31 protein-coding genes are annotated in these 23,672 nt (G+C 60.1%); 22 read left to right on the top strand and 9 right to left on the bottom strand.

The window, feature by feature from the left end:
* Positions 1-49: 49 nt before the first annotated feature.
* Positions 50-433, bottom strand: a complete 384-nt coding sequence (locus ACOSDR_RS19770; RefSeq protein ID WP_290482092.1) for a MaoC family dehydratase — start codon at positions 431-433, stop codon at positions 50-52.
* A 1-nt stretch (position 434) separates the two neighbouring features.
* The gene (locus ACOSDR_RS19765) at positions 435-833 is read right to left on the bottom strand and encodes an FAS1-like dehydratase domain-containing protein (RefSeq protein ID WP_290482093.1); all 399 of its coding nucleotides are present in this window, start codon (positions 831-833) and stop codon (positions 435-437) included.
* Between the two features lie 319 nt (positions 834-1,152).
* On the opposite strand from ACOSDR_RS19765, the gene ACOSDR_RS19760 reads away from it, so the two are divergent.
* The 14 genes from ACOSDR_RS19760 (at position 1,153) to ACOSDR_RS19695 (ending at position 11,640) form a co-directional block, all read left to right on the top strand.
* Entirely contained in the window at positions 1,153-2,736 is a 1,584-nt protein-coding gene (locus ACOSDR_RS19760; protein WP_420726075.1) for a benzoate-CoA ligase family protein, read from the top strand.
* Positions 2,737-2,851: 115 nt separating this feature from the next.
* Positions 2,852-4,036, top strand: coding sequence for an ABC transporter substrate-binding protein (locus ACOSDR_RS19755; protein ID WP_290482096.1), 1,185 nt, complete (start codon positions 2,852-2,854; stop codon positions 4,034-4,036).
* Between the two features lie 85 nt (positions 4,037-4,121).
* Entirely contained in the window at positions 4,122-5,003 is an 882-nt protein-coding gene (locus ACOSDR_RS19750; protein WP_290482097.1) for a branched-chain amino acid ABC transporter permease, read from the top strand.
* Entirely contained in the window at positions 5,000-5,968 is a 969-nt protein-coding gene (locus tag ACOSDR_RS19745; RefSeq protein ID WP_420726076.1) for a branched-chain amino acid ABC transporter permease, read from the top strand. The genes ACOSDR_RS19750 and ACOSDR_RS19745 overlap by 4 nt, the downstream gene beginning before the upstream one ends.
* The gene (locus tag ACOSDR_RS19740; protein ID WP_420726077.1) at positions 5,965-6,705 is read left to right on the top strand and encodes an ABC transporter ATP-binding protein; all 741 of its coding nucleotides are present in this window, start codon (positions 5,965-5,967) and stop codon (positions 6,703-6,705) included. Before ACOSDR_RS19745 ends, ACOSDR_RS19740 begins: the two co-directional genes overlap by 4 nt.
* A gap of 3 nt (positions 6,706-6,708) precedes the next feature.
* Positions 6,709-7,419: an ABC transporter ATP-binding protein gene (locus ACOSDR_RS19735; RefSeq protein ID WP_290482100.1), complete on the top strand. Its 711-nt coding sequence runs from the start codon at positions 6,709-6,711 to the stop codon at positions 7,417-7,419.
* Positions 7,420-7,508: 89 nt separating this feature from the next.
* Entirely contained in the window at positions 7,509-8,123 is a 615-nt protein-coding gene (locus ACOSDR_RS19730) for a TetR family transcriptional regulator (protein ID WP_420726078.1), read from the top strand.
* A gap of 290 nt (positions 8,124-8,413) precedes the next feature.
* Entirely contained in the window at positions 8,414-8,671 is a 258-nt protein-coding gene (locus ACOSDR_RS19725) for a WD40/YVTN/BNR-like repeat-containing protein (protein WP_290482102.1), read from the top strand.
* 11 nt (positions 8,672-8,682) lie between these two features.
* Positions 8,683-9,171, top strand: coding sequence for a DUF411 domain-containing protein (locus ACOSDR_RS19720; RefSeq protein WP_290482103.1), 489 nt, complete (start codon positions 8,683-8,685; stop codon positions 9,169-9,171).
* A complete protein-coding gene (locus tag ACOSDR_RS19715; protein WP_420726079.1) occupies positions 9,164-9,301 on the top strand; it encodes a hypothetical protein in 138 nt (45 codons plus the stop codon). Before ACOSDR_RS19720 ends, ACOSDR_RS19715 begins: the two co-directional genes overlap by 8 nt.
* Positions 9,302-9,431: 130 nt before the next feature.
* Positions 9,432-9,755 (top strand): hypothetical protein, encoded by a 324-nt coding sequence (locus tag ACOSDR_RS19710; protein ID WP_290482105.1) that lies wholly within the window; start codon positions 9,432-9,434, stop codon positions 9,753-9,755.
* 19 nt (positions 9,756-9,774) lie between these two features.
* Positions 9,775-10,575, top strand: a complete 801-nt coding sequence (locus ACOSDR_RS19705) for a DsbA family protein (protein ID WP_290482106.1) — start codon at positions 9,775-9,777, stop codon at positions 10,573-10,575.
* Between the two features lie 30 nt (positions 10,576-10,605).
* On the top strand, positions 10,606-11,346 hold the full coding sequence (locus tag ACOSDR_RS19700; RefSeq protein WP_290482107.1) for a cytochrome c biogenesis CcdA family protein: 741 nt from the start codon (positions 10,606-10,608) through the stop codon (positions 11,344-11,346).
* Between the two features lie 90 nt (positions 11,347-11,436).
* Positions 11,437-11,640 carry a hypothetical protein gene (locus ACOSDR_RS19695; protein WP_290482108.1) on the top strand — a complete coding sequence of 68 codons (204 nt, stop codon included), beginning with the start codon at positions 11,437-11,439 and terminating at the stop codon, positions 11,638-11,640.
* Between the two features lie 139 nt (positions 11,641-11,779).
* On the opposite strand, the gene ACOSDR_RS19690 is transcribed toward ACOSDR_RS19695, so the two are convergent.
* Positions 11,780-12,838 (bottom strand): DMT family transporter, encoded by a 1,059-nt coding sequence (locus ACOSDR_RS19690; RefSeq protein ID WP_290482109.1) that lies wholly within the window; start codon positions 12,836-12,838, stop codon positions 11,780-11,782.
* Complete coding sequence (locus ACOSDR_RS19685; protein ID WP_290482110.1) at positions 12,835-13,293, bottom strand: MerR family transcriptional regulator; 459 nt, start codon at positions 13,291-13,293, stop codon at positions 12,835-12,837. Before ACOSDR_RS19685 ends, ACOSDR_RS19690 begins: the two co-directional genes overlap by 4 nt.
* Before the next feature lie 69 nt (positions 13,294-13,362).
* Between ACOSDR_RS19685 and ACOSDR_RS19680 the strand changes: the two genes are divergently transcribed.
* Complete coding sequence (locus ACOSDR_RS19680; protein ID WP_290482111.1) at positions 13,363-15,549, top strand: heavy metal translocating P-type ATPase; 2,187 nt, start codon at positions 13,363-13,365, stop codon at positions 15,547-15,549.
* 46 nt (positions 15,550-15,595) lie between these two features.
* Here the strand turns inward: ACOSDR_RS19680 and ACOSDR_RS19675 are convergent, their stop codons facing one another.
* The 5 genes from ACOSDR_RS19675 to ACOSDR_RS19655 all read right to left on the bottom strand — a co-directional run bounded on the left by ACOSDR_RS19675 (position 15,596) and on the right by ACOSDR_RS19655 (position 18,836).
* Positions 15,596-16,774, bottom strand: a complete 1,179-nt coding sequence (locus ACOSDR_RS19675; RefSeq protein WP_290482112.1) for a hypothetical protein — start codon at positions 16,772-16,774, stop codon at positions 15,596-15,598.
* Positions 16,771-17,757 carry a multicopper oxidase domain-containing protein gene (locus tag ACOSDR_RS19670; protein ID WP_349678525.1) on the bottom strand — a complete coding sequence of 329 codons (987 nt, stop codon included), beginning with the start codon at positions 17,755-17,757 and terminating at the stop codon, positions 16,771-16,773. The genes ACOSDR_RS19675 and ACOSDR_RS19670 overlap by 4 nt, the downstream gene beginning before the upstream one ends.
* A 33-nt stretch (positions 17,758-17,790) precedes the next feature.
* Positions 17,791-17,913 carry a hypothetical protein gene (locus ACOSDR_RS19665; RefSeq protein ID WP_420726081.1) on the bottom strand — a complete coding sequence of 41 codons (123 nt, stop codon included), beginning with the start codon at positions 17,911-17,913 and terminating at the stop codon, positions 17,791-17,793.
* Positions 17,914-18,096: 183 nt separating this feature from the next.
* Positions 18,097-18,423: a YnfA family protein gene (locus ACOSDR_RS19660; protein WP_349678526.1), complete on the bottom strand. Its 327-nt coding sequence runs from the start codon at positions 18,421-18,423 to the stop codon at positions 18,097-18,099.
* Positions 18,423-18,836: a MerR family transcriptional regulator gene (locus tag ACOSDR_RS19655; RefSeq protein ID WP_290482115.1), complete on the bottom strand. Its 414-nt coding sequence runs from the start codon at positions 18,834-18,836 to the stop codon at positions 18,423-18,425. Before ACOSDR_RS19655 ends, ACOSDR_RS19660 begins: the two co-directional genes overlap by 1 nt.
* Positions 18,837-18,919: 83 nt before the next feature.
* On the opposite strand from ACOSDR_RS19655, the gene ACOSDR_RS19650 reads away from it, so the two are divergent.
* The 7 genes from ACOSDR_RS19650 to ACOSDR_RS19620 all read left to right on the top strand — a co-directional run bounded on the left by ACOSDR_RS19650 (position 18,920) and on the right by ACOSDR_RS19620 (position 23,604).
* A complete protein-coding gene (locus ACOSDR_RS19650) occupies positions 18,920-19,309 on the top strand; it encodes a mercuric transporter MerT family protein (RefSeq protein ID WP_349678527.1) in 390 nt (129 codons plus the stop codon).
* A 13-nt stretch (positions 19,310-19,322) separates the two neighbouring features.
* A complete protein-coding gene (locus ACOSDR_RS19645; RefSeq protein WP_290482116.1) occupies positions 19,323-19,658 on the top strand; it encodes a heavy-metal-associated domain-containing protein in 336 nt (111 codons plus the stop codon).
* Between the two features lie 4 nt (positions 19,659-19,662).
* Positions 19,663-19,893: a hypothetical protein gene (locus tag ACOSDR_RS19640; protein ID WP_290482117.1), complete on the top strand. Its 231-nt coding sequence runs from the start codon at positions 19,663-19,665 to the stop codon at positions 19,891-19,893.
* Positions 19,893-21,317, top strand: a complete 1,425-nt coding sequence (gene merA, locus ACOSDR_RS19635) for a mercury(II) reductase (RefSeq protein WP_290482118.1) — start codon at positions 19,893-19,895, stop codon at positions 21,315-21,317. The genes ACOSDR_RS19640 and merA overlap by 1 nt, the downstream gene beginning before the upstream one ends.
* A 98-nt stretch (positions 21,318-21,415) precedes the next feature.
* Complete coding sequence (locus tag ACOSDR_RS19630) at positions 21,416-22,090, top strand: MerR family transcriptional regulator (protein WP_290482119.1); 675 nt, start codon at positions 21,416-21,418, stop codon at positions 22,088-22,090.
* Entirely contained in the window at positions 22,090-22,767 is a 678-nt protein-coding gene (locus tag ACOSDR_RS19625; protein ID WP_420726082.1) for a cytochrome c biogenesis protein CcdA, read from the top strand. The genes ACOSDR_RS19630 and ACOSDR_RS19625 overlap by 1 nt, the downstream gene beginning before the upstream one ends.
* A gap of 105 nt (positions 22,768-22,872) precedes the next feature.
* Positions 22,873-23,604 carry a hypothetical protein gene (locus ACOSDR_RS19620; RefSeq protein ID WP_290482121.1) on the top strand — a complete coding sequence of 244 codons (732 nt, stop codon included), beginning with the start codon at positions 22,873-22,875 and terminating at the stop codon, positions 23,602-23,604.
* The last annotated feature ends 68 nt before the right edge of the window (positions 23,605-23,672 follow it).

Below are 23,672 nucleotides of genomic sequence, written 5' to 3'. Positions count from 1 at the left end.
GCCGAAGCTGTTGCGAACGCAGTTCTGTCGTTACTGGTCGTTGTTTCGCTCATTTCCATGTCGCGGTACCGACTGCCGTTACTGTGCCGTCGTCCTTTACTGCCGCGAGGGTGCATGTCACCAGACCGTCCGATGCAACGGAATCCACTTTAGCAGTCAGATGAAGATCCTCCTCCGGGAAAACTGGAGCCTTGAACGTAATGTCCAGGCTATTCAGGGGACCTGCCCGCCTCGTCAGGAGGCGCGCGAAATGCGCGGTGGTCATAGGTCCCTGTTGCAGTACATCTGGAAATCCCGCCGATTCCGCAAAAGCCTTGTCGGTGTGAATGGGGTTGGGGTCTTCCGTACCTTGCGAAAACAACGCGATCCGGTCGCGGGTAGCACCTTGAACGACAGTATCCAGAACTATGGCGCCGGTCGAAAAGCGTTCCATCTCATTCCCTCTCTATCAGCCGCGTGATTTCGGTCAGAACCCGCTGGCCGCGGATGTCGTCATAGGCAAACTCGATATCGGCGAACCAAACCCGTCCCGACTTGCCCTGTTTTTCAATGATACTTTTCACGCGGGCGGTTACTTGCAGGGTTTCGTCCCATTTAACCGGGCGCACCCAGTCGTAACGCTGGCCGCCATGCAGTGCCTTCTGCCGGGGAATATCCAGTTCCTCGAACAGATTCGCGCCGATGGACTCGCCACGCAGAAAGATCATGTAGGTGGGCGGCACGCTTTCCGGCACCCCCTCAACGCCGATACCTCGCGCGAACAGCTCCGCTAGGCGCCGGTCCGGCGCGACCGTATAGGGTGGGAACACCATCCCCTGTTTTTCGATATTCATTTAGGGTCTCCTAAAGTGAGATTTAATTAATTTACTATAGCGTAAATTTTGTCAATATAAAATTCTTAAATTTATTGATCTTCACCTATCTCATAAAGGACACGCACTACAGAGCTCAGTCACTTATCGATAGTTTTTTTCGCTTACCATATTGTAATATATAACATAATCAGGACTTATTGAACAGAAGGTGTAAGAAATTCGTATCACAGATAGATCGTAGAACAACCCTCTTGACAAAGTTTTTTACTTATATGTAAGTTTATTCAAGCGTAAAAAAATTAGAATAAGGTGATGGGAATAGGGAGGAGTTCTGATTATGCTCGCCACACTCAAAGGCAATGTTGTCGACTATATTTTCGATGGCCTGGACGACGAGGTCCTTGCCAAGCCCTGTCTAATCGCGGATGGGCGCGCGCACAGCTATGGCGACCTTCTGGAGCATATCGACCGCGCCGGGGATATTCTCCGCAGCCTCGGCGCCCGTCCAGGCGACCGGATTATGCTGTGTATGCGCGACGGGCTGGATTTCCCGGCCTTCTTCTTCGGCGCGATCAAAGAGGGCATCATCCCAGTCCCGCTCAACACCTATCTCACGACGAAGGATTACATCTATTACTTGAACGACAGCGGCTCACGGGTGCTGCTAGTCGAAGCGGATATCTTCGAGACAATGCTCCCCGCCATCGGCGAGTTGCGGAACAACCCGGCCATCATGACCGTCCGGGGCCGGATCGACGGGTATTCCTGTCTCGACGACCGGCGGGCCGATCCCACAGAGCCTCGCGGTACCTTCAATTGCGCACCTGATGACACCGCTTTTTGGCTCTACAGTTCCGGCAGCACCGGCAGCCCGAAGGGGGTCGTGCACACCCATCAGCATATGTTCTCGGCTTGCGAACTCTTCGGGCTGCCGATGCAGGGCATTTGCCAAGACGATGTCATCCTGTGTCCGCCGAAGATGTTCTTCGCCTATGGCTTAGGCAATCAGGTCTATTTCCCGCTGAAGGCTAAGGCGACAACGGTCTGTACTAGCGCACCGATCAAACCAGAAAGTGTTTGGCGGGAATGGATCACGCATCGCCCGACCGTCTTCATGGGTGTCCCAACCCTATTCTCTGGCATGATTGCCTATGCCGAGGAGCATCTGAGCGCGGCCGAGATCGCCGAGGCATGTTCCCGAACGCGGTTTTGCGTCAGTGGTGGCGAAGTCCTTCCGCCGACCCTGCTCAACCGCTGGCGGACACTGACCGGCCTAGACATCTTGGACGGCGTCGGCACGACCGAGATGACGCATATGTTCATCGTCAACCGGCCCGGTGCGGTCGTCCCCGGTTCCTGCGGCAAGCCCGTACCCGGGTTTGAGGCCGTGCTGCTGGGCGAGGACGGCAAACCCGTTTCGCAAGGCGAGATTGGCAGCCTGTTCGCCAAAGGCCCGACCGCGGCGTTGGAGTACTGGAACAAGCCGGAGAAGACGGCGGAGACAATGCGCGACGGCGGCGTCTTCACCGGCGACAAATATTACCAGGATACCGAAGGAAATCTGTTCTACGTCGGGCGCGGCGACGACATGCTGCGGATCGGAGCGATCTGGGTCTCGCCTACGGAAATCGAAAACATTATCACCGAGCATAGCGTCGTACAGGAATGTGCGATCGTCGGCGCACCGAACGCCGACGGTCTCGTTCGTCCCGCCGCCTACGTCGTGCTGCGCAAGACCGGGGAAGGGGTGTGCGCCTCCGCGGCCCTCGCGGAAGAGATCAAGGATTACGTCAAGAGCAAGCTACCCCGCTTCAAATGCCCAGCCCGGTTCGAATTCGTACCTGACCTGCCGAAGACGGCAACAGGCAAGATCCAGCGCTTCCGACTGCGGGAGCTGAGTTCAAAAATCGAGGCCGCGTAGTAGCGCAGATTGACGAATACCGTCTCACAAGAATGAGCCGGAAGTGGTGTCCGACGGATGACCCAAGCGGGTCGACGATGGAAGAGTGCTGACCAAAAACCCAAGGGAGGAAGAAATGTTCACAATCTCAAGACGCGGTTTTCTCGCGGCGGGCTCCGTGGCCGCCGCTGGGAGTATCATTCCGAATGTGTATCCGGCCTGGGCGGCGACGCCGCTCAAGCTAGGCCTGATTTTGCCCTTTTCGTCCGTCTATGCGAAACTGGGTGAAGAGATCGCCCAAGGTCTAGAACTCGCCTTGGCCGAGGAAGGAGGCACGGTTGCCGGTCGCTCCGTAGAAGTGATCAAACAGGACACCGAAGTCAATCCGAAGACGGCGATTCAGGGTGCCAATCGTTTGGTGAAGCAGGAAGCCGTCGACTTTCTCGTCGGTCCGGTTTCCAGCGCCGTCGCGGCAGCCATTCGCAATGTCGCGCATAACGGACGTACGCATCTGATCGTCGCCAATGCTGGCCATGACGGGCTGTCGCAGGGCCTGTGCTCGCCCTTCATTTACCGAACCTCCTTCTCCAATTGGCAGGTCAGCGCGCCGATGGGCACCTGGATGTACAAGCAAGGCATCCGCCGTGTGATGTTGGCGGCGTCGAATTATGCCGGCGGTACACTTATGCTGAAGCATTTCTCCGAGAGTTTCCAGGAGGCGGGCGGCGAGATCGCTGGCGAGGTTCTGCCGGACCTCAAGGAGATCCAATATGCGCCATTCCTGGAGCAGATCCGCAATTCCGGGGCCGAGGCAGTGTTCTGCTTCTTCGCCGGCAACGCTGCGGTGGAATTTGTCAAGCAGTACAGCCAGTTCGGCCTTCACGGTAATATCCCGCTTTACGGATGCGGTTTCCTGACGACCAGTGACGTCCGCCCGGCTCAAGGCGAGGCCTCCGAGGGCATTCGAACCACCCTTCACTATGCGGAAACCCTGGACAATCCGCAGAACACCGCCTTTCGGCAGGCTTTTCAGGACCGTTACGGCTCGGCACCGTCGCTTTATGCGGTTCAAGGCTACGACAGTGGCCGGGCGATCGTCGAGGCGCTTAAGACCACCGACGGCAACACCGAGGACAAAGAAGCTCTGTCCCGTGCTCTGGACGGTATCGCACTGGATAGCCCGCGTGGCCGAATGGCCTTCAGCCGGAACCACGATCCGGTGCAGGACATTTACGTCCTGGAGGTGCAGAACGGCCAGAATGTTGTGATCGACACGGCCGCCAAGAGCCTGACAACCCCGACCACCGACTGCACGCTCTGATACAGGCGGAAACCGGCCGCTCTCCCACTGTGTTAGGAGGGGGAGAGCGGCCGAATGTCTTCAATTCCGGTGAGGGATTTTCCAGATGGATGAGTTTCTCGTTTCGGCCTGTGTCCAGGTCTTGAACGGATTTCAGCTCGGCTTTCTCTATTTCATGTTCGCGATCGGGCTGTCCCTGATCCTGGGCGTTATGGGTGTCGTTAATCTGGCGCATGGCAGCTTCTACATGCTGGGCGCCTATCTCTTCTATGCGGGCCTGCAGGCCCGCATCCCACCAATCCTAAGCGTGCTGGCCGCATTAGCCGCCATCGTCGCGCTGTCGATGGCATCCGAGAAAACGATCTTCCGTTCTCTGCGCGACCGCAGCCATCTGGACCAAGTGCTACTGACCTATGGTCTAATCCTGATCGCCAACGAGGTGATCACCATGGTCTGGGGCCCGACCATCCGTTCTATCGACATCCCCGACGCCCTGTCCGGCAGCGTCTCAATCGGCTTCGACCGCGAATATCCGCTCTACAGGCTACTTGTCTCCGTTGTCGGGATCGTTGTCGGAATCAGCGTTTGGCTGCTGCTGTCCTTTACCCGGATCGGTATCCAGGTCCGCGCTGGCGTCTTCGACCGCGAGATGACCTCGGCGCTGGGCGTCGACGTCAACCTCGTCTCCCTGCTTGTCTTCGGTTTCGGCATCGTGCTGGCGGCCTTCGCGGGCATCGTCGCAGCGCCGATCCTGTCATTGTATCCCGGCATGGGCGAGACTATCCTGATCCCGGCGATCATGGTCGTCATCCTGGGCGGGCTCGGCTCGCTAAAGGGTGCCTTTGTTGCCAGCATCCTCGTCGGCATGGTGGAAACAATTGGTCGGGTAACTCTGCCCGAACTCAGCAATGTCGTGATCTATCTGGTTGTGGCCGCAATCCTGTATCTGCGGCCCGAAGGCCTCTTCGGCGCGAGGATCAGCAAATGAACTCCCCTCGATATCTCATCCCAGGCGGGGCGCTCACCGTCCTGATCGTCCTGCCGTTTCTCGTCTCGCCCTTCCACATGGACTTGGCGATCCGTATTCTGATCTTGGCACTGCTGGCGCTCAGCCTAGATTTACTTGTCGGCCATGCCAAGATGATTAGCCTGGGCCACGCAGCCTTCTTCGGCATCGGCGCCTATACCATGGCGCTTCTCGTCGATAAGGGTGGCATCGCGCCACTCTTCGCCGTGCCGTTATCCGTTCTCGGTGCCATGGTCGCCGCTGCATTGGTCGGCTTTCTGGCGGTGCGAACATGGGGCATCTATTTCGTGCTGATCACTCTCGCCTTCTCGCAGGCTTTTTACTATTTGGTCCACGATAGCACTTTCACAGGCGGCTCAGACGGGGTCGTGCTGATGGAGCGTGGCAGCTACGATCTCTTCGGCATCGCAATTCTGAACCTGGACAACGAGCGGCAGTTCTACTTTTTCGTGCTGGCACTCATCGCCGCGTTCATAGCCTTTCTCTTTGTCCTGATCCGCTCCCCCTTTGGACAGATTGTCAAGGGGATCGGCTTGAACGCGCCCCGGCTGGAATCTGTAGGCTTCGACAGTAAGACCTATGCGCTCACAGCTTTCGTTATCGCGGGCGGTGGCGCCGGCCTTGCTGGATATCTATTCGCCTTGCATCAGATGTTCGCGGATCCGACGCTCCTGTCCTGGCACATGTCGGGGCAGATCCTCATCATGTTGGTGCTCGGCGGCAGCGGTACTCTCGTCGGCCCAGTTCTCGGCGCTGTGCTCATCACGCTGCTGGAAGAGTATCTCGGCACTTACACATCTAATTGGAAGTTCTTCCTTGGTATTATGCTTGTCCTCTTTGTCCTTAGGGTGCGCGGCGGCGCTTGGCCATGGATAGCTGCAAGGGCAGAGAACTTGAAACGACGTGACGGGGAGGCGCGGCCATGAGCGCAGTTCTCGTCGCCGATCGGCTGACCCGTCGCTACGGCGGGTTGACCGCGATCAATTCGGTCTGCTGGACGCTCGAGCAGGGGGAGATCCACGCGGTCATCGGGCCGAATGGGGCAGGTAAAACCACCTTCCTCAACCTCCTGTCCGGCGTTACCCGACCTGACGGCGGAACGATCGAGGTCGTGGGCAAACGGCTAGAGGGGAGACCCGCTCATGTCTTCGCCCGGCACGGCGTCGGTCGGTCCTTCCAGCGCACCAACATCTTCGATTCCATGACTGCACAAGAGAATGTGAAGACCGCCGCTCTCGTGCATCTCGACCATGCCTTCCGTTTCGTGAAGCCCTTCGCCGCCTACCGTCGCTTGGAGGAAGAAGCCGAACGCGCCCTATCCCTGGTCGGACTACAGGAACGTTGTCACGTTCAGGCACGCGCGCTGAGTTACGGCGAACAGCGCATGCTGGAGATCGCTATGGTCCTTGCCACCCGTCCCTCCATCGTGCTGCTCGACGAACCGATGTCGGGTATCGGCTATGACGAGACACGCCGCGTCACCGAATTGATTGCTGGCCTGAAGCACGATCATTCCGTCATCCTTATCGAACACGATCTCAGCGCCGTCTTCTCGCTGGCAGATCGACTAACCGTACTTGTCAACGGGACGGTCGCCGCTTGCGGCTCGGTTGAAGAGGTCCGGGCCGACAAGGCGGTTCAAGAAGCCTATTTGGGAGAATAGCCGGTGACGCTCCACATCGATAACATCCATACCTCTTACGGGCATGTCAAAGTCCTGCATGGCGTGTCCCTGAAGATCGGAGAAGGCCAGATCGTAACCCTGCTCGGCCGCAATGGTATGGGCAAGACGACGACGATCCGCTCGATCATGGGTTTGACCACGACCGCGCAAGGGGAAATCACCTTCCGGGGTACAGCGCTTACCGGCAAGACGCCTTACAGCATCGCGCGGTTAGGTATCGGCCTAGTGCCGGAAGGTCGACGCATTTTCCCGACACTGACGGTTGAGGAGAATCTGTTGCTCGCCCAGCGCAGCCTACCCGATGCCTCACCGAGTAAAGTCTGGAAGTTGGAGGATTGCTACCGACTTTTCCCCCGCCTGAGAGAGAGGCGGAACAATTGGGGCGACCATCTGTCGGGCGGGGAACAGCAGATGCTGGCGATCGCGCGCGCCATGATGCTGAACCCCAGCCTCTTGATTCTCGACGAAGCAACCGAGGGTCTAGCGCCGATCATCCGTCAAGAAGTCTGGAAGGGCATCAAGTCGATCTGCAGCAGAGGAATTTCCGCCCTGGTTGTCGACAAACACTTGTCCGACCTAATGGCTATTGCTTCCTACAATTATATCTTGGAGAATGGGCTCGTTGTCTTTGACGGTACCACCGAGGCGCTACAATCCGACTTGGCAGTCCAATCACGATATCTCGGAGTCTAGGGAGAGCGGGTTGATTTTGATCTTTCGCTAGATATACTCGCGCCCAAACAGTCGCAGATACCCTATATTTGAAAGAATTTGGCAAGCATATGGCACCGAATGCGCCCAAGAAAACAACTCGCAAATCCATGGTGCGCCGAAATCAGATTTTACAATCCGCGATTGTCCTGTTCGATCAGCGCGGATATTCATCCACTTCCCTTGACGACATCGCAAAGGACGTCGGCTTTACGCGCGAGGGCGTCTACTATTATTTCAAGAACCGCTCTGAAATTCTCTACGAAATCATTGAACCTCAAAGTGCATCGCTGCTGTTCGGACTTAAGGAAATTGTAGAGGATGATGCATTGAGCTATGAGGAGAAACTGCGCGGCGCGGTGCGCAATCACCTCGCCCGGTTCGACCGCTACTGCTTGGAAATGACAGTCTGCCTGCGCGACGGTCTGGTTGATGTGGATTCCGACGTGCGTAAAAAGATGATGTTGTTCTGGAAACATTACGAAGCCATGTGGTGCGACCTAATTAAAGCAGGTCAGCATGACGGCAGTTTCCGCGAGATCGGCGACCCTAAACTACTCGCATTCGGCATTCTCGGCATGTGTAACTGGATGGCCCGTTGGTATGATCAAGGCGGTCCATTTACGGTCGAGAAGATCATCGAATGCTTTTGTGAGTTGACTATGGGGGGCATAAAATCCCCATAGCCACGATATGACTTTCCCCTGATGAGAATTTACACCAAAGGTCAAATAGCCCTTTAATTAAGTTCAGTCCGACGGCTTCGTGAAGGGGGGCGCTGTCGAATATTCTCTTGACTTCGTGCGGTTCGACATTCTCACGTGCCTTCGATACTGTTTATCTCTAACTGTGTAACAAGTGTTGTGTAGCAGCAATCTACATACATGTTTCGATCAAGCGGTGAATTGGACTTGGACTTGGACTTGTAACGGTTTGGTTCCGGTCACTTGTCTCGGGGAAACTGGCTCCGTCAGAGGTGCCTCTTCCTGAAGACGAGACGATCAACGCGTTGGTCAGCGCGGCTTCGCTGCCCACTCGGCTTTACGCCGCTTTGCCTTCGGGAATCTGGGAATCGCAGGATGCCGGAGTCGTGTGGTCGCAACGGTCGAGCGCAAGCGCGCTGGCCGTCGCTGTCCATCCCACCAATGCCGATCATGTCGTCGCCGTCACCGGCAACGGCCTTTTTGAGAGCCGCGATGGCGGCGCGAATTGGACCGCGCTCGCACGCGCATAATGGAGAATATCATGAACAAGAACACAATTGCCGTCGCCGTCATCGCCGTGGCTGCCGCTGTCGGTATCGCCTACTGGTCGCTGGGCTCGGCGAACTCGCCTCTGCAAGGTTCCGCCATCGCGGCAGCCTCAGGCAGCAAGGCGATCACCATCTGGCGCGATCCGGGCTGCGGTTGCTGCGATGCCTATGCCGACTATCTGGAAGGCAACGGCTACATGGTGACGCGCGTCGATGATCGCGATTTTGACAAGCGCTCGGTTGACATGGGTGTTCCCGAGAGGGGTATCGGGTGCCACCTTGCCGAGATCGACGGCTACGTCGTGAGCGGCCTCGTACCTGTGGAGATCATCGAGCGGCTGGTCAGTGACCGCCCTGACATCACCGGGATCACACTGCCCGGTATGCCGGGGAACGCTCCCGGTATGGCACGCGAAAAGACCGGCACCTTGAAGACCTACGCGTTCGGCGAGGGCGGGGTCTCCGTTTATTCCGATGAATGAGTTCATGGGCGGAATGGACGGCTTCATGGGTTGGATGATGGTCGGCAGCGGTCTCGTAGTGCTTCTGGTCCTTGCTGTCCTGATCCTCGGCCTCCTGGCGCTGGTGAAATATCTGCGGGGACCGCAATGAGGCGCAACGCGGTCCTCCTTTCCGCTGTCGCTGTTGCGTGCCTGGCGGCCATCGCCTCGTTTGCGCAAGTGCAGGGTGGCAATGTGCGAGCGGAGGACGTGAACAGGTGAATGTTTCGCCAATGAGGCAAATGGTCACGTTCGTAACCGTTCACGATGCTGACGCGTCAATCGAAGCACCGTGGGACGAGGCGAACTGGCGGCTCGTGATCCCATCGGACGACGAGACAACTGCCGTTGCAGCGGATCGATTTGCCGTGCTGAGTGGCCGTAGCCAGGAGTTGCCGATGGCGCATGTCATCGACCGCAACGGACGGCATGCCGGAATCTTTCATGGTTCCGATTTCAGCAAGACAAATCTGACCCTCTACATCAACGGGCTCACCAACAACGCGCATGCGCCAAAGCCGCCTACCGAAAAGGGGTGGTGGGAATGGCTGACGGACTGGTTCTGAAAGGCGGGAGAAAAGAAACATGCACCATCTGAACTTCACGAGCCGACGCCTCGGCTTTCTCCTCCTGCCCCTGCTGCTGATTATCGCGGCGGGCGCCTGGTATCTGCTCGATCCAGGGTTCAGGGCAGGCCGGCAACCCACGACCGCGTCGGCGAACCTGCCGCAGGACACGTTCGAGCGGCGGGTGCGCGACTATCTTGTCGCCAGCCCTGAAGTCATCGTCGAGGCCATGCAGAACCTCGAACGGAAGCAACGGGAGGCGGAACAGACGGAAGCTCAGGCGGCCCTTACTGCGCACCGTGACGAATTGCTCAACAGCCCCGAAAGCCCGGTCGGCGGCAATCCGCAAGGCGACGTGACCCTGGTCGAGTTCTTCGACTACAATTGCCCCTATTGCCGGCAGGTCGCGCCCTCGATGGTGGCGGCCGAAGACGGCGATCCCCAATTGCGGATCGTCTACAAGGAGTTTCCCATTCTGGGGCCGAATTCCGTGTTCGCGGCAAGGGCAGCGCTCGCGGCCCGCAACCAGAACCTCTATCCACAGTTCCACAAGGCGATGATGCAGGCGTCGGGCTCTGCCGACGAAGCGCAGGTCGTCGCTGTCGCCGAAGAGATCGGCCTTGATGTCGACCAACTCCGGACCGACATGCAAGATCCCACGATCGACGCCGAGATCGAGCTCAATCTTGCTCTCGCCCGGGCACTACGGATCAACGGTACGCCGGGCTTCGTCATCGGAGACGAGATCCTGCGCGGCGCTACCGACTTGCAAACCATGCATCGGCTGATCGACCAGGCCCGGAAGGATCAGAATCGATGAAGCCGGAGTCGCCTCTGAAAGTTTATCCAAATGCCTGAACTCTCCAATATCGGGATCCTCAGCGCCTTCCTGGCCGGCATTATCTCGTTCCTGTCGCCCTGCGTGCTGCCGTTGGTGCCGGGATACGTTTCCTATGTCGCCGGCCGATCAACTTTTGCTTCGCCCTCCGGTGAGATCGCTGTCGCCCGAAGCATGACGCTCGGCCTGAGCCTCTGTTTCGTGCTCGGTTTCACCACGGTATTCGTGATCCTCGGAGCCAGTGCCTCGGCGCTTGGCCAGTTGCTGCTCAGTTACCGGTTCGAGTTGAACATCGTCGGGGGCGGGATCGTCACGCTGTTCGGGCTGTTCATGCTCGGAACGATCCGCCCGGCATGGATGATGCGCGAGGCACGCTTCCACATCGATCTGCCCGGCGGACGCACCGTCTCGGCCTATGTCCTCGGCTTGGCCTTCGCGTTTGGCTGGACACCGTGCATTGGCCCGATCCTCGGCGCCATTCTGACGGTCGGCGCCGCGTCGGCGACACTCGCCGATGGTATTGCGCTGCTCACGATCTATTCGCTGGGTCTCGGCGTGCCATTCCTGCTTGCCGCGCTGTTCACCGATACGCTATCCGCCAAGTTGAAGGCATTTGGGCGCCTCGGACGCTGTCTGAGAGTGCTGGCCGGAGTGGTGATGATCGCGATGGGCGTTGCCATGATGACGGGATATCTCTCCACGTTCGCCTTCTGGCTTTTGGAGACCTTTCCGATACTGTCTTCGATCGGCTGAGTTCGACCGGGGGAGAGTTGAAGAAATCGTGATTTGACCTTGCTCTTGCTGGATAGCGCAGGCTTGCATCTAGGCAAGGAGAAGACGGCGATGACCTCGAATGCCGAGCAGTTGGAGTGTGATATCCTGCGCGTCTTCAGGTGTGCCTGCCAGCAAGACCGACCGGACATCGCCGAATTCATGCTCGCAGCGCTCGAGAAACTCGATCGCGATAGGCCGGTATGTGAGCAGGAACATCGCGCCCTGAACGATGCCTACCGGGAGATTGCTGGCATCGGTATGTCGCCGCGGTAGCCACACTACGTCAGCTATTTGTTCTTGTGCCCCTGATTCCGATCAGGGCATTCCCGACTTTCGACCGAACGGATCGTTCGATCGAGTAGGAGCCGAATTCAGGCCGCGGGCGTCGGGAGCACCGTGACGGCGGGGACCATCAGCCGTGCCCGTGCCGATGATGCAGGTCGGGGTAGTGCGGGTGGCGGTGGCGCAAGGGTTGATGCCGATGCCTGTGCGAATGCGGTTCGCTCACCGGTCCATCATGGTCATGTTGATGATGTGCGTCATGAACATGAAGATGATCATGCTCCAGAGTTTCGTGAACGTGCTCGTGGTCGTGCCGTTCTGCCAGATGGAGATAGAGCCCCAAGGTCATCAGCACACCGGCCGCCAGGAGTTGCAGCGTCAGCGGCTCGTGCAGGAAGATGATAGCCAACAGCGCACCGATGAACGGCGCCAGCGAAAAATAGGCCCCGGTCCGGGCGGTGCCGAGATGGCGTAGCCCCAGCATGAACATCACAAGGCTGACGCCGACTCCGAAAAATCCGGTCAGGGCGCCGGATGCAATGATACTCGCGCTCGGAAGGACGGCACCCGAAGCCAGGGCGAGGACGAGGTTCACGGTCCCGGCCACGAGTCCTTTGAGCATGGCGATCTGGACAGGATCCGCCGAGGACAGTTTGCGGGTCAGATTGTTGTCGATGCCCCAACTCAGGCACGCTGCCGTGATGAAGAGGCTTCCGGTGTCGAAGCGCAGGCCGGTTCCGGACCAGGACAGCAGGACGGCTCCGGCAAGGATCGCGCCCGCTCCGAGGATCAGTCGTCGATCGACGTTTTCACGAAAGACGACCCAGGCGATTGCCATCGTGGCCAGCCCCTCGAGATTGAGCAGCAGTGACCCCGATGATGCGGTCGTCTGGGACAGGCCGAGCATCAGAAAAAGTGGTCCGATCATGCCGCCGAAGACGATGACCGCCGCCAGCCACGGCCAGTCCGCTCGGTGGAGCGGTGCCTCGAGATTCTCGATCCCAACGAACGAGCGCCCCCATTGCATGATCGCAAGGCCCGCTCCGGCCCCGAGATAGAGGATGCCTGCGAGCAGCCAGGGATCGATCGATCCCATGAGCAGCTTGGAGAGCGGTGCGGAGGTGCCGAAAAGAACGGCCGAGCCGAGGGCGAGCGGTACGCCCGGCCAAAGATGAGATGCCTTGATCATCCTCGAACATTCGCCGATAGAGGGGTAGTCTGTAACGATCGGTGTTCCGATCGGCAATGTCCGTGGTCGGCCAGCACCTCGATGATCCGGCAATCGCAGACGCGGCCGCGACCGCACTCGCTGATCATGCGCGCCAGCTCGGCCTTCAACGTTGTCAGGCTGGCGATCCGGCGGTCGATTTCGATCAGGTGGCTGTTGGCGATGCTGTCGACCTTGTGACACGAGGACTGTGGCTGCTCTGACATGGCCAGCAATTCCCGGATGTTTTCGATCTCAAAGCCCAACTCGCGGGAATGCCGGATGAAGTTCAGGCGGTCGACCTCGGCTTGCCCATAGAGGCGCCGGTTGCTGTCGGTGCGCGGTGCCGCGGGCAGCAACCCGATCTGCTCATAGTACCGAATAGTCGGCACCTTGACTGCGGTGCGACGCGAGAGTTCGCCAATCGGAAAAGCCATGGAATACCTCTTGATCCTCTAGTGGCTAGAGGGTTTAGCATGGCGCGGTATCGAATGGAAGGACCGAAGATGGCAGAACCGATCAAGACCAAATACCGCGTCGGAGGAATGGACTGCGCGGCATGTGCGAGCAAGATCGAGACTGCGGTAAGCCGGATCCCGGGCGTTTCCGAAGTCGGTGCCAGCTATACCGCCGGCACGTTGAACGTGATCCATGACGCGGTTCAGTTCAGCGCCATCCAAAGCGCCGTCAAATCGCTGGGCTACAGCATCTCGCTGGACGGTCCCGCACCGCGGGCAGGGGTCGATGAGACCCTTGATCATGGCCGCGAGCACGGTGCTGGTCACCTCGATCTCGGCGACGGCCCTTGGTGGAGGACACGCAAGGCGATACTTACCCTGGCCTGCGGCCTTGCGCTGATCGTGGCCTATCTGGCCGGACGGCTTGTGCCCGATACCGGTCATTTCGCATTCCTGGCAGCGCTGCTCGTCGGCTTGATACCGATCGGGCGGCGTGCACTGGCCGGCGCCATGGCTGGTACGCCGTTCTCCATCGAATCCCTGATGACCATTGCCGCCACCGGAGCTGTCATCATCGGCGCGACCGAGGAAGCGGCGACGGTGGTCTTGCTGTTCCTTGTCGGTGAACTGCTCGAAGGTGTGGCCGCGGGCCGCGCCCGCGCCAGCATCAAGGGGCTGGCCGATCTGGTGCCCAAAACGGCGCTCCTCGTCGAAGGCGATCAGACCCGTGAAGTACCGGCAGCAGGCCTCGCAGTGAACGCGATCGTCATGGTGCGTCCCGGAGACCGGATACCTGCCGATGGCGACATCGTCGAAGGGCACAGCGCGATCGACGAATCCCCTGTCACCGGTGAGAGCGTGGCCAAATCCAAGCAGGTGGGCGATCAGGTGTTCGCAGGCACGATCAATACCGATGCCGTCCTCAAGGTGCGGGTCACGGCGAGCGCGAGCGACAATACCATCGCGCGGGTCGTGCGGCTGGTCGAGGAAGCCCAGGAGAGCAAGGCGCCGACAGCCCGTTTCATAGATCGTTTCTCGACCTACTACACACCCGGCGTGCTCGTCGTCAGTGCCCTGGTGGCGATTGTACCTCCTCTCCTGTTCGGGCAGGCGTGGAGCGAATGGGTCTACAAGGGCCTCGCGATCCTGCTGATCGGGTGCCCATGTGCCCTCGTCATCTCGACGCCGGCCGCAATCGCCGCCGCGTTGTCGGCTGGCGCGCGCCAGGGCCTGCTCCTCAAGGGCGGCGCGGTGCTCGAACGCCTGCGTTCGATTTCGACGGTCGCGCTCGACAAGACCGGAACACTCACCGAAGGCAAGCCACAGGTGACAGACATCATTGGGGTCGGCCGTTCGCAGAGCAAAGTGCTGTCGCTTGCGGCTGCGCTCGAGACGGGATCGAGCCATCCGCTGGCAATTGCAATTCTTGCCAGGGCACAAACCGACAAGGCGCCGATTCCACCCGCTGCATCAGCCGGGGCCATCGCCGGCAAGGGGGTCTCGGGTAAGGTCGGCGGCGAGGACGTATTCCTTGCATCGCCCGCGGCTGCAGCGGGACGTGCCATGATCGAGCCGGAACTGCAGGCAGTGATCGACGGGTTCAATGACGACGGCAAGACCGTTTCCGTTCTCGTTGTCGGTTCAGAAGTCGCCGGCATACTGGCGATACGCGATGAACCTCGTACCGACGCTCAGGCCGGCCTTCATGCGCTCAAGGCCGCCGGCGTCGGTGTCGTCATGCTGACCGGCGACAACGCGCGGACCGCTCGGGCAATCGGCGCGAAGCTCGGCATCGAGGTTCGGGCCGGCCTGTTGCCCGAGGACAAACAGCGCATCGTTCGCGAGTTGCAGTCCGAGGGCAAAGTGGTGGCCAAGGTCGGCGACGGTATCAACGACGCTCCGGCGCTGGCGGCGGCAGATATCGGCATCGCCATGGGTGGCGGCGCGGACGTCGCGCTGGAAACCGCCGACGCCGCGGTGCTGCATGCTCGCGTGCTCGACATCGCCGGAATGATCGACCTGTCCAAGGCGACCATGGCCAACATTTGGCAGAACATCGCGGTCTCCCTTGGTCTCAAGGCCGCCTTTTTCGTGACCACCATCGTGGGTATAACCGGGCTCTGGCCGGCCATCCTGGCCGATACCGGTGCAACGGTGCTTGTCACCCTCAACGCGATGCGCCTGTTGGGTTGGGGCGTTCGCCGCCTCCCTACCGCCACTGCTGCGGCAACCTAGGCATGCTGTGACCGCGCTGATCGAGCCAGCGCGGTCCGCCAGGGCTTCAGACTTTGACCAACATGGCCGTGCCGTACATGAAGGTGACACCAAAGGCGAGCCCGGCCATGACCGGCCATGATAGCAGAGCTGCTGCCCCGCGGCCGTCGGATCTTGCCAGATAGGCGCCGGCTCCGATCGCTAGCGCCAGCGCCGACCATTGCGGCGCATAGGCGAGACTTCCGATCCACAGGCCCAGGACGGCCGGGCCGCCGGCAAGCAGGGTCAGCGCCGGGAAGGTCCACAGCGGCGGGCGCTTCTTCAGCATCGGCGCGGCAATGTCGATACCCTCGGTGATGTTGTGAATGGTGAAGCCCAGCACGAGGAAGGTGCCAAGCCCGGCCGCCCCGGCGGCGAAGGCGGCGCCGATCGCCAGTCCTTCGCCGAGGTTATGCAGGCCGATCCCGAGAGCGATGAAGGTTGCAAGCGTCAGCCCGGCCGGCGTGCCGCCACGACGCCCGGCGGCTATGAGCAACAGAAAGCTCGCCGCCGCCGCAAGCGCCACCATGGCTTGCCCCTGGAAGATGGCTGCGGACTCACCGGCAAGGTCGAAGGCCTCGCCCGCCGCGTCGATCATCAGGAAGGCGAGCAGACCGACCGTCATGGCGAGCAGGAAATTCATGCCGTTGCGGCCGACGCCGCGCAACGCCGGATAGAACATCAACCCGATGGCCACCGGCACGATCCCGACGATCACCCCCAGGAGTGCCTGGGCGCTCAACATCGACACGCTGCTGACCGGTGTCGGAACCGCAACGGCGATCTCGTGCTCGAATGTGGCGCCCGTGTTGGTGATGATCTTGAACGCGTGTGCTTCACCGAGAACCCATGGATAGGGCAAACGGATCCAGGCAGTAGCACCACGGGCGAGCGGACCTGACGGTTCCTGCGCGAACTGCCAGTAGGCATCGTCAACGAGAACCTGGGCGATCGTCATCGGCTCTGACCCGCCCGCGCGAACGAGGATCTCGATGCCATCCGACGAAAGGACCGTCCTTTCGAAGGTGAGGTTTTCGACGGGTGGCGCGCCGTTGTCGAAGGTTCGCAAAGGATTGGCGGTGACGAGCCAGGTAATCGCGAGCGCGAGCACGGCGAGCGGGAGGATCAGCCAAGCCAGTGCCACGCGTGAGGGTTGCGGCACGCTGGGAGCCGCTGTGATCGTCTGGGTTGATGACACGTCGTTCATGCGACCTGCTCCACAACTTCGAACATGCTCATCCAGCCGAGCTCGGCGAACTCCGACTGGTGGGCATGGAACATGTAAAGACCCGGCTCATGGTCCTTGAACGAGAATTCCAAGATGCCGCGCTGTCCCTGGCACTGCGTGATCAGATCGACCGTCCTGGAAGTCGGCGTGAGTGTAGTGCCTTGGTCGAAATAGTCGAAAAAGTTCCCGTGCAGATGGAACGAATTGATCGGGTCGAACTCGACCGCGTTGGCGAGATAAATGCGCACCGGTTTGTCGCGCAGGATGCGGATCGGCCGCTTCGTATAGGCATGCGCGACGGTGTTGACGGCATAAACCTCGTTTTCGTCGTCGAAGTTCGTGTCGAAGGCATTCATCACCATGGCGAGTTCCTGCCAGCCGGCATTCTCCGGGGTGCCGAGCAGGCGTGAGCGAGCAACATCGGCATGCTCGGCATGGCGTGCCGGGTCGGGATCGACAACGAAAAGCCCGTAGAGCCCCTTGTGGATATGCCGTTTCAGCGGCAGCGCGTGACAGTGATAGAAATGGCAGCCGAACGGCTTGGCATCGAACTCATAGACGAACTCCTCGCCCGGATTGACCACACCAGCGCCGGGGACACCGTCCATGCGCGCGGAGTGGATGCCGTGAAAATGGATCGAATGGGGCTGCGAGTCGTAATTGCGGAAGACGATCTTTCGCCTTTCACCTTCGGTTGCTCTCAGCGCCGGGCCGGGCACCTTGCCATTGTAGGTCCAGGCCGGAAACATGACGCCGGGCGCGATCTCGATTTCTTTGTCGACGGCTTCCATGACGAAGGTGTGTTGTGTCCGCCCATCGGGAAGATCGGAAACGGTTCCGGTCTCCCACTCTGTCAGCATCTTCGACGTGTCGAACCCGTTCCGCGTCTCATCGACGTCGCCGACCGTCATCATCGCGCCGTGGCTGGATCCGTGACCGGACTGATGGCCCGAACCTGCCATCCCTTGATGCGGCTTGCCGCCGGCATATCCGGGTTAATTGACCTCCTGCGCACTGCCCACCGCGGCGACAGCGGACCCGCCTGCGGCCGCAAGGCCCGCTCCCATAACCATACGCCGGCTCAATCGTGTTCGCAGCCAGTCGGAAATCTCGAGCATTCAACGTTCCTGCAATTGAGAATTATTTGGAATTTTGCAGGAGCTATAATTTGAAGCAACGACTAAGATTATTGAAGCCAAGCCTCGTCGCTGCGCGGACTGCGGACGAAGCTCCGGCTGGCGTGTCGGAGGTGATGGAAAAGCGGCGTACCGAGAGAAGGCTGGCCGTGTGGCCGCGTGCCGTCAGGCGGGACGCGGCCCCCAGATGATGATCGCCGCACCAAGGAGACAAACCGTGGCGCCGGTCACGTCCCAACGATCCGGGCGTTGCGCTTCGACTACCCAGAGCCACAAGAGCGACGCGCCAATATAGAAGCCGCCATAGGCAGCGTAGGCGCGGCCCGCGAAATCGCTGTCGATGCGTGTCAGCAGCCAGGCAAAGAGAGCAAGGCCGGCCATACCGGGAACGAGCCAGAGCGGCGAGCGGTCCAGACGCAGCCAGGCCCAGAAGGCGAAGCAGCCGGCAATTTCCGCCAGTGCCGCTCCTATGTAGATTGCAAGTGTCGCCATCACGATGCCAGCGCCTCCAGTACCGGGCATTCAGGCACCTCCTCGCCGGAGCACTGCGCGGCGGTCCCCGCCAGCACCTTCTCGATCCGCTTGAGGTCGGCGATCTTGGCACGGACGTCGGCGAGGTGCCGCTCGGTCCGTTCCTTCACCTCGGCGCAGGTCTGCGTGCCGCCATCGACGAGATCGAGCAGGCCTCGGATCCCATAGATGGAAAAGCCGAGTTCGCGAGCGCGCAGGATGAAACGCAGCCGCGAGACGTGGGCTTCGTCATAGACGCGATAGCCGGACGCCGTGCGCGGCGGATCGGGCATCATGCCTGTCTTCTCGTAATAGCGGATGGTTTCGAGATTGCAGCCCGTGCGCCTCGCCAGTTCGGCGCGTTGCAATGTCTTCCCGGAAACGTGATCGGTCATCTCAAAATACCTCTTGAGTCTGTAGTTGCTACAGACTGTAGCTTGCATTCAATTGAACTTCGAGGGAAAACCGCATGAGCGATATGGAAATTGAAACAACAATGCCGGACGCGGCGTTGGAAACCAGCGATCGGCGCAAGGGCTGGTTCGCAACCGGCGGCGTCATCGGCGCAATCCTTGCCTCCACCTGCTGCATTGCACCGCTCGTGCTGCTGACACTTGGCATATCCGGCGCGTGGATCGGCAACCTCACCGCGCTTGAGCCCTACAAGCCGATTTTCGCGGGCGTGGCGCTCGTCTTCATCGGGCTCGGCTTCCGACAGGTCTATTTCAAGGCCAAACCAGCCTGTGAGGACGGCTCCTATTGCGCACGGCCTGAATCCGCTCTCATCACCAAATCCGCCCTGTGGCTCTCGACGGTACTAGTCGTCCTGGCACTGACCATCAATTGGTGGGCGCCGTTTTTCTATTAAGGAGAAGACCCCAATGAAATCGAAGTTCTTTATTACCGCTGGATTGCTTGTTCTGGGCATATCCGGACTACCTCTCGTCGCCACTATCGCGTCGCCGGTCCTTGTTTCAGCGGCTCAGGCTGCTTCGAGCGAACAGACCGCCACCTTCGATGTGCCGGGTATGACCTGCGCGCTCTGTCCTGTCACGGTGAGAAAGGCAATGGAAAGCGTTGAGGGTGTTCGGTTGGTGACGGTCGATTTCGATGCCAGGACGGCAACCGTCGTGTTCGATCCGTCCGAGGCGAGCATCGATTCCATCGCGACCGCCTCGGAGAACGCCGGCTATCCGGCACATATCGCCGGAGAATGAGCCGATGAGCGATCCGTCCCATGTAAGCCTTGGGTTGATCGGTGGAGCGGTTGCGGTGCTGTGCTGCCTTGTTCCCCTGTTGCTGGTATCAAGCGGCGGCGTCGTGCTCGCCGCCCTGGCTAGCTATCTCGGCTATGTATGGATCGCTCTCCCCATTCTGGTGGCCGGACTGGCAGCCTACCTTCTGTTACGGCGCGCAAAGCTCCGCAACAATCGCGCTGAAAGGAGCCACTGATGAACGATTGCTGCGCGCCGCGAGCTGACCGCACCTACGATCTTGCCGTTATCGGGGCTGGTTCAGCAGGCTTTTCCGCCGCGATCACGGCCGTCGGAGAGGGGGCGAAGGTCGCCCTCATCGGGCACGGCACGATCGGCGGTACCTGTGTCAATGTCGGCTGTGTACCCTCCAAGACCATGATCCGCGCCGCTGAGGCGGTGCATGGCGCAGGCGCTTCGAGTCGGTTTCCGGGGCTTGCCGGAGAGGCCCATGTCAGCGATTGGCGCGCACTGGTCGCGGCCAAGGACGATCTGGTCGGGACGCTCAGGCAGAAGAAATATATCGACCTGCTGCCCGAATACGATGGTGTCGCATATCTGGAAGGCGCCGCACGGCTCAATGGTTCGGGCGTGCTGGTGGACGGAAGTCCGATCAGCACCGGCAAGATCATCATCGCCACGGGTGCATCGCCGGCGATTCCTTCCATCCCCGGCATGGAGCGCGTTCCTTACCTCACCAGCACCACTGCGCTGGAGCTTAAGGAACAGCCGCGCTCGCTACTGGTCATCGGGGGCGGCTATATAGGCTGCGAACTGGCGCAGATGTTCGCGCGCCTCGGCACCAGGGTGACGCTGGTCACGCGCTCGCGCCTGTTGCCTGAGGCGGAACCGGAAATTGCCGAGGCGCTTACCGGCTATCTGGTCGGCGAAGGCATCACTGTACGCGCTGGCCTCAGCTATTCCGGGATCAAAAGCGGTGACGGCGAAATCGCGTTAAGCGTTGACGTGGATGGTCGAATTGAAACGTTAACCGCCGAAAAGGTTCTTGTGACCACTGGGCGCGTACCTAACACCGCCGACCTTGGTCTTGTCGAAAGTAGTGTGGAATTGGCCCGCAACGGCGGCGTTGTTGTCGATGACCGTATGCGCACCACCCGCGAGGGTGTCTACGCCGCGGGTGACGTCACCGGGCGCGACCAGTTCGTCCATATGGCTGCTTATGGCGCCAAGCTCGCCGCGAAGAACGCTTTGAACGGCGACAGCCTCATCTATGACAATTCCGCCATGCCTTGGGTGGTGTTCACCGATCCACAGGTGGCTGGAGTCGGCTTTTCGGAGAAACAGGCTCGCGAACGCGGTTTCGAGATCAAGACATCGGTTGCGCCGCTCGATCAGGTGCCGCGCGCGCTGGCCGCCCGCGATACGCGCGGGCTGATCAAGCTAACGGCCGATGCAAAGTCAGATCGGTTGCTGGGAGCGCAGATTCTCGCTCCTGAAGGTGCGGACAGCATCCAGACCATAGTGCTGGCGATCAAGTATGGAATGACGACCAAGGAACTGGGTGAGACGATCTTTCCCTATCTCACCACCGTGGAAGGGCTCAAGCTCGCCGCCCAAGGCTTCGACAAGGACGTCGCAAAGCTCTCCTGCTGCGCGGGATGACAACATTTGATCCGGTCAAAACTGTCGTGAACCGCCTCTTCAATTGTTGACCCCGTACCAATATACGGAGTCTATTGTTTATGGGGAGATGAGACAGCATGGCAAGAGCGATGACCATAGCCCGCGCCGCCGAACAGGCCGGTGTCGGCGTCGAGACGATCCGGTTTTACGAACGACGAGGATTGATCGAACAGCCATTGCGTCCAAGCGGCGGCGGCTATCGCCATTATGAACGCGAGACTGTCGAGCGCATCCGCTTCATCCGGCAGGCACAGGAACTCGGATTCTCGTTGTGCGAGATTGCCGAACTCCTGGCGTTGAAGACGGATCCGAATGCAGACTGTTCTGATGTGCGTATGCAGGCTGTCGCCAAGCGCCAGGATGTGGACGGCAAGATCGCACAATTGGAGGACATTCGCTCGGCGCTCGATGTGCTCATCGCCAGATGTCCCGGTGGCGGGGATTTGAGCGCCTGCACGATCATGGACGCGATCAGCGAGCGACCAACGATGAACACTGCGCCTCACCTGGACGATGCGGCATCCAGAACACAATTGGTCAGGACCATCTTCGGGATCGATGGAATGCATTGTGTGGGCTGCGCGCGGACCGTCGAGGCGCTGCTTGGCGCCGAACCGGGTGTCGGCGAGGCCAGCGTCTCGTTCGAACGCCGGGAAGTTAGCGTCAGTTTTGACAAGGGCATCACGAGCGTCGGGCGGTTGAGGGAAGCGGCCGCAAAGGCCGGATATCACATCAGCGAAAGCGGGCTATAATGGAATTCAGTTTGTTCAATCTTCTCATTCTACCGGCAGGGCTTGGCCTGTTCGGCTTCATTGAACCCTGCTCAATCGGTTCCAGCCTGATCTTTATCAAATATCTGGAAGGCAAGGAGAGAGCGCAGAAATTCACCGAGACGGCGGTTTTCGCGCTCACGCGCGCGCTTTTCATCGGCGCTCTTGGCGTGGCGGCGGTGCTGGTCGGGTCTGCATTTATCGGGTTCCAGCGCGGAGCCTGGATCGTGCTCGGTCTTGTTTATGCGGCAATCGGGATTCTCTATCTCATCGGGCGCGCCGGATTTCTCATGCGTTCGATCGGGCCGCGGCTCGCCGGTTTGAGTGGTGCGCGCGGTTCGGTTGGGCTCGGTCTTATCTTCGGTCTCAACATTCCCGCCTGTGCCGCGCCATTGCTTCTGGTTCTGCTCGGCGTTGCAGGGGCCGATGGCGCCAGCGGCGACGCGGCTCTGAGTGGGTTCATATCGCTTGGAGTGTTCGGTCTGGCCTTGTCCCTGCCGCTCGTTGCGGCTGTGGCATTCAAACCGGCGCGCCGTCTGTTCGACCATCTCGCGGGGCTTTCCGCCAAAATACCGTTCTGGGCAGGGGGGTTGCTCATCGCGCTTGGCCTTTGGTCGATCTGGTTCGGCCTGTTTTCCGCTGTGCCGGAACTGGCCTGACAGTCCGGCAGAAGAAAGCGCTTGACTCCGTAGTTTAGTACGGAGGGTAGGCTGGCCCCTGAGATCATCCCGCATGGTTGCGGGATCACCGTACCGGAGGCCGCCATGACCCTATTTTCCGCTTTGACGAGAACAATCGCTGCGTACGCCGTTCCCGCCTCGCTCGTTACAAACCTTGCATTTGCGCCGTCTGCACGGGCTGCCGACGAATTCCATTATGACGAAAGCAATGTCCGCCCGGCGGTGTATTTCGCCGCGCTATCCAACCTTGCCAACGCGGTGATGTTTTCCGGCCTCGGCGAGGCGCTGGTGATTTCACCCTATGAGCGCGACGAATGGTTGCGCCGTGCCGGTTTCGTCACCCGGCCCGAGATGCCGGACATGGCGGCGGTTGGCCCGGTTTACGCTGGTGCTCGGCCGGCCTTCGTGGGCACGCCGGATTTCGCCGTACCTCGGACGCTGGCCTGGGACGCGTCCACCTTCGACCGCACACTCGACCCGGCCGCACAGGCCTGGGCGATGATCAAGATCACGAGCCCCGAGTTCCACATGCAGTTCCATGACCTACCGGACAATAAATTGGCGGCCCTGATGGTGATTCCGCAGGCACGCGCCCAGGCGCAGACGCTTGGCGCGCGGCTGACGAGCGCCGATGGGCTGTTCGCGCCGCTGGCATCTAGCGGCAACCTTGGCGCGGCGGTTCCACGCGACCAGATTGCCGTGCTGTGGGCGGCGTCGAACATGGTGCTGGCCGGAACGAGTGCGCGCGATGACTACTGGCACGCCGCCTACCGGGACTTGACGGCTGCCGAGAACTATCGCCCGCTCTTGAGGTAAGCCTTCGCGGACGTCACGGCAATGCCACCTGAGACCCCAGCCGAGCGCGGCCTTGCGGTAGTGGCATT

Origin of the sequence: Hwanghaeella sp. 1Z406, assembly GCF_048892425.1 — a bacterium.
GTDB lineage: Bacteria > Pseudomonadota > Alphaproteobacteria > UBA8366 > Aestuariispiraceae > Pacificispira.
This window is presented reverse-complemented; position numbering and strand designations above follow the sequence as displayed.

What these genes read in the sequence shown, in the direction of transcription:
- ACOSDR_RS19770 (WP_290482092.1), bottom strand. Translation starts at nt 433, where the DNA reads ATGGAACGCTTTTCGACCGGCGCCATAGTTCTGGATACTGTCGTTCAA.
- ACOSDR_RS19765 (WP_290482093.1), bottom strand. Translation starts at nt 833, where the DNA reads ATGAATATCGAAAAACAGGGGATGGTGTTCCCACCCTATACGGTCGCG.
- ACOSDR_RS19760 (WP_420726075.1), top strand. Translation starts at nt 1,153, where the DNA reads ATGCTCGCCACACTCAAAGGCAATGTTGTCGACTATATTTTCGATGGC.
- ACOSDR_RS19755 (WP_290482096.1), top strand. Translation starts at nt 2,852, where the DNA reads ATGTTCACAATCTCAAGACGCGGTTTTCTCGCGGCGGGCTCCGTGGCC.
- ACOSDR_RS19750 (WP_290482097.1), top strand. Translation starts at nt 4,122, where the DNA reads ATGGATGAGTTTCTCGTTTCGGCCTGTGTCCAGGTCTTGAACGGATTT.
- ACOSDR_RS19745 (WP_420726076.1), top strand. Translation starts at nt 5,000, where the DNA reads ATGAACTCCCCTCGATATCTCATCCCAGGCGGGGCGCTCACCGTCCTG.
- ACOSDR_RS19740 (WP_420726077.1), top strand. Translation starts at nt 5,965, where the DNA reads ATGAGCGCAGTTCTCGTCGCCGATCGGCTGACCCGTCGCTACGGCGGG.
- ACOSDR_RS19730 (WP_420726078.1), top strand. Translation starts at nt 7,509, where the DNA reads ATGGCACCGAATGCGCCCAAGAAAACAACTCGCAAATCCATGGTGCGC.
- ACOSDR_RS19720 (WP_290482103.1), top strand. Translation starts at nt 8,683, where the DNA reads ATGAACAAGAACACAATTGCCGTCGCCGTCATCGCCGTGGCTGCCGCT.
- ACOSDR_RS19715 (WP_420726079.1), top strand. Translation starts at nt 9,164, where the DNA reads ATGAATGAGTTCATGGGCGGAATGGACGGCTTCATGGGTTGGATGATG.
- ACOSDR_RS19710 (WP_290482105.1), top strand. Translation starts at nt 9,432, where the DNA reads ATGGTCACGTTCGTAACCGTTCACGATGCTGACGCGTCAATCGAAGCA.
- ACOSDR_RS19705 (WP_290482106.1), top strand. Translation starts at nt 9,775, where the DNA reads ATGCACCATCTGAACTTCACGAGCCGACGCCTCGGCTTTCTCCTCCTG.
- ACOSDR_RS19700 (WP_290482107.1), top strand. Translation starts at nt 10,606, where the DNA reads ATGCCTGAACTCTCCAATATCGGGATCCTCAGCGCCTTCCTGGCCGGC.
- ACOSDR_RS19695 (WP_290482108.1), top strand. Translation starts at nt 11,437, where the DNA reads ATGACCTCGAATGCCGAGCAGTTGGAGTGTGATATCCTGCGCGTCTTC.
- ACOSDR_RS19690 (WP_290482109.1), bottom strand. Translation starts at nt 12,838, where the DNA reads ATGATCAAGGCATCTCATCTTTGGCCGGGCGTACCGCTCGCCCTCGGC.
- ACOSDR_RS19685 (WP_290482110.1), bottom strand. Translation starts at nt 13,293, where the DNA reads ATGGCTTTTCCGATTGGCGAACTCTCGCGTCGCACCGCAGTCAAGGTG.
- ACOSDR_RS19680 (WP_290482111.1), top strand. Translation starts at nt 13,363, where the DNA reads ATGGCAGAACCGATCAAGACCAAATACCGCGTCGGAGGAATGGACTGC.
- ACOSDR_RS19675 (WP_290482112.1), bottom strand. Translation starts at nt 16,774, where the DNA reads ATGAACGACGTGTCATCAACCCAGACGATCACAGCGGCTCCCAGCGTG.
- ACOSDR_RS19670 (WP_349678525.1), bottom strand. Translation starts at nt 17,757, where the DNA reads ATGGCAGGTTCGGGCCATCAGTCCGGTCACGGATCCAGCCACGGCGCG.
- ACOSDR_RS19665 (WP_420726081.1), bottom strand. Translation starts at nt 17,913, where the DNA reads ATGCTCGAGATTTCCGACTGGCTGCGAACACGATTGAGCCGGCGTATG.
- ACOSDR_RS19660 (WP_349678526.1), bottom strand. Translation starts at nt 18,423, where the DNA reads ATGGCGACACTTGCAATCTACATAGGAGCGGCACTGGCGGAAATTGCC.
- ACOSDR_RS19655 (WP_290482115.1), bottom strand. Translation starts at nt 18,836, where the DNA reads ATGACCGATCACGTTTCCGGGAAGACATTGCAACGCGCCGAACTGGCG.
- ACOSDR_RS19650 (WP_349678527.1), top strand. Translation starts at nt 18,920, where the DNA reads ATGGAAATTGAAACAACAATGCCGGACGCGGCGTTGGAAACCAGCGAT.
- ACOSDR_RS19645 (WP_290482116.1), top strand. Translation starts at nt 19,323, where the DNA reads ATGAAATCGAAGTTCTTTATTACCGCTGGATTGCTTGTTCTGGGCATA.
- ACOSDR_RS19640 (WP_290482117.1), top strand. Translation starts at nt 19,663, where the DNA reads ATGAGCGATCCGTCCCATGTAAGCCTTGGGTTGATCGGTGGAGCGGTT.
- merA (WP_290482118.1), top strand. Translation starts at nt 19,893, where the DNA reads ATGAACGATTGCTGCGCGCCGCGAGCTGACCGCACCTACGATCTTGCC.
- ACOSDR_RS19630 (WP_290482119.1), top strand. Translation starts at nt 21,416, where the DNA reads ATGGCAAGAGCGATGACCATAGCCCGCGCCGCCGAACAGGCCGGTGTC.
- ACOSDR_RS19625 (WP_420726082.1), top strand. Translation starts at nt 22,090, where the DNA reads ATGGAATTCAGTTTGTTCAATCTTCTCATTCTACCGGCAGGGCTTGGC.
- ACOSDR_RS19620 (WP_290482121.1), top strand. Translation starts at nt 22,873, where the DNA reads ATGACCCTATTTTCCGCTTTGACGAGAACAATCGCTGCGTACGCCGTT.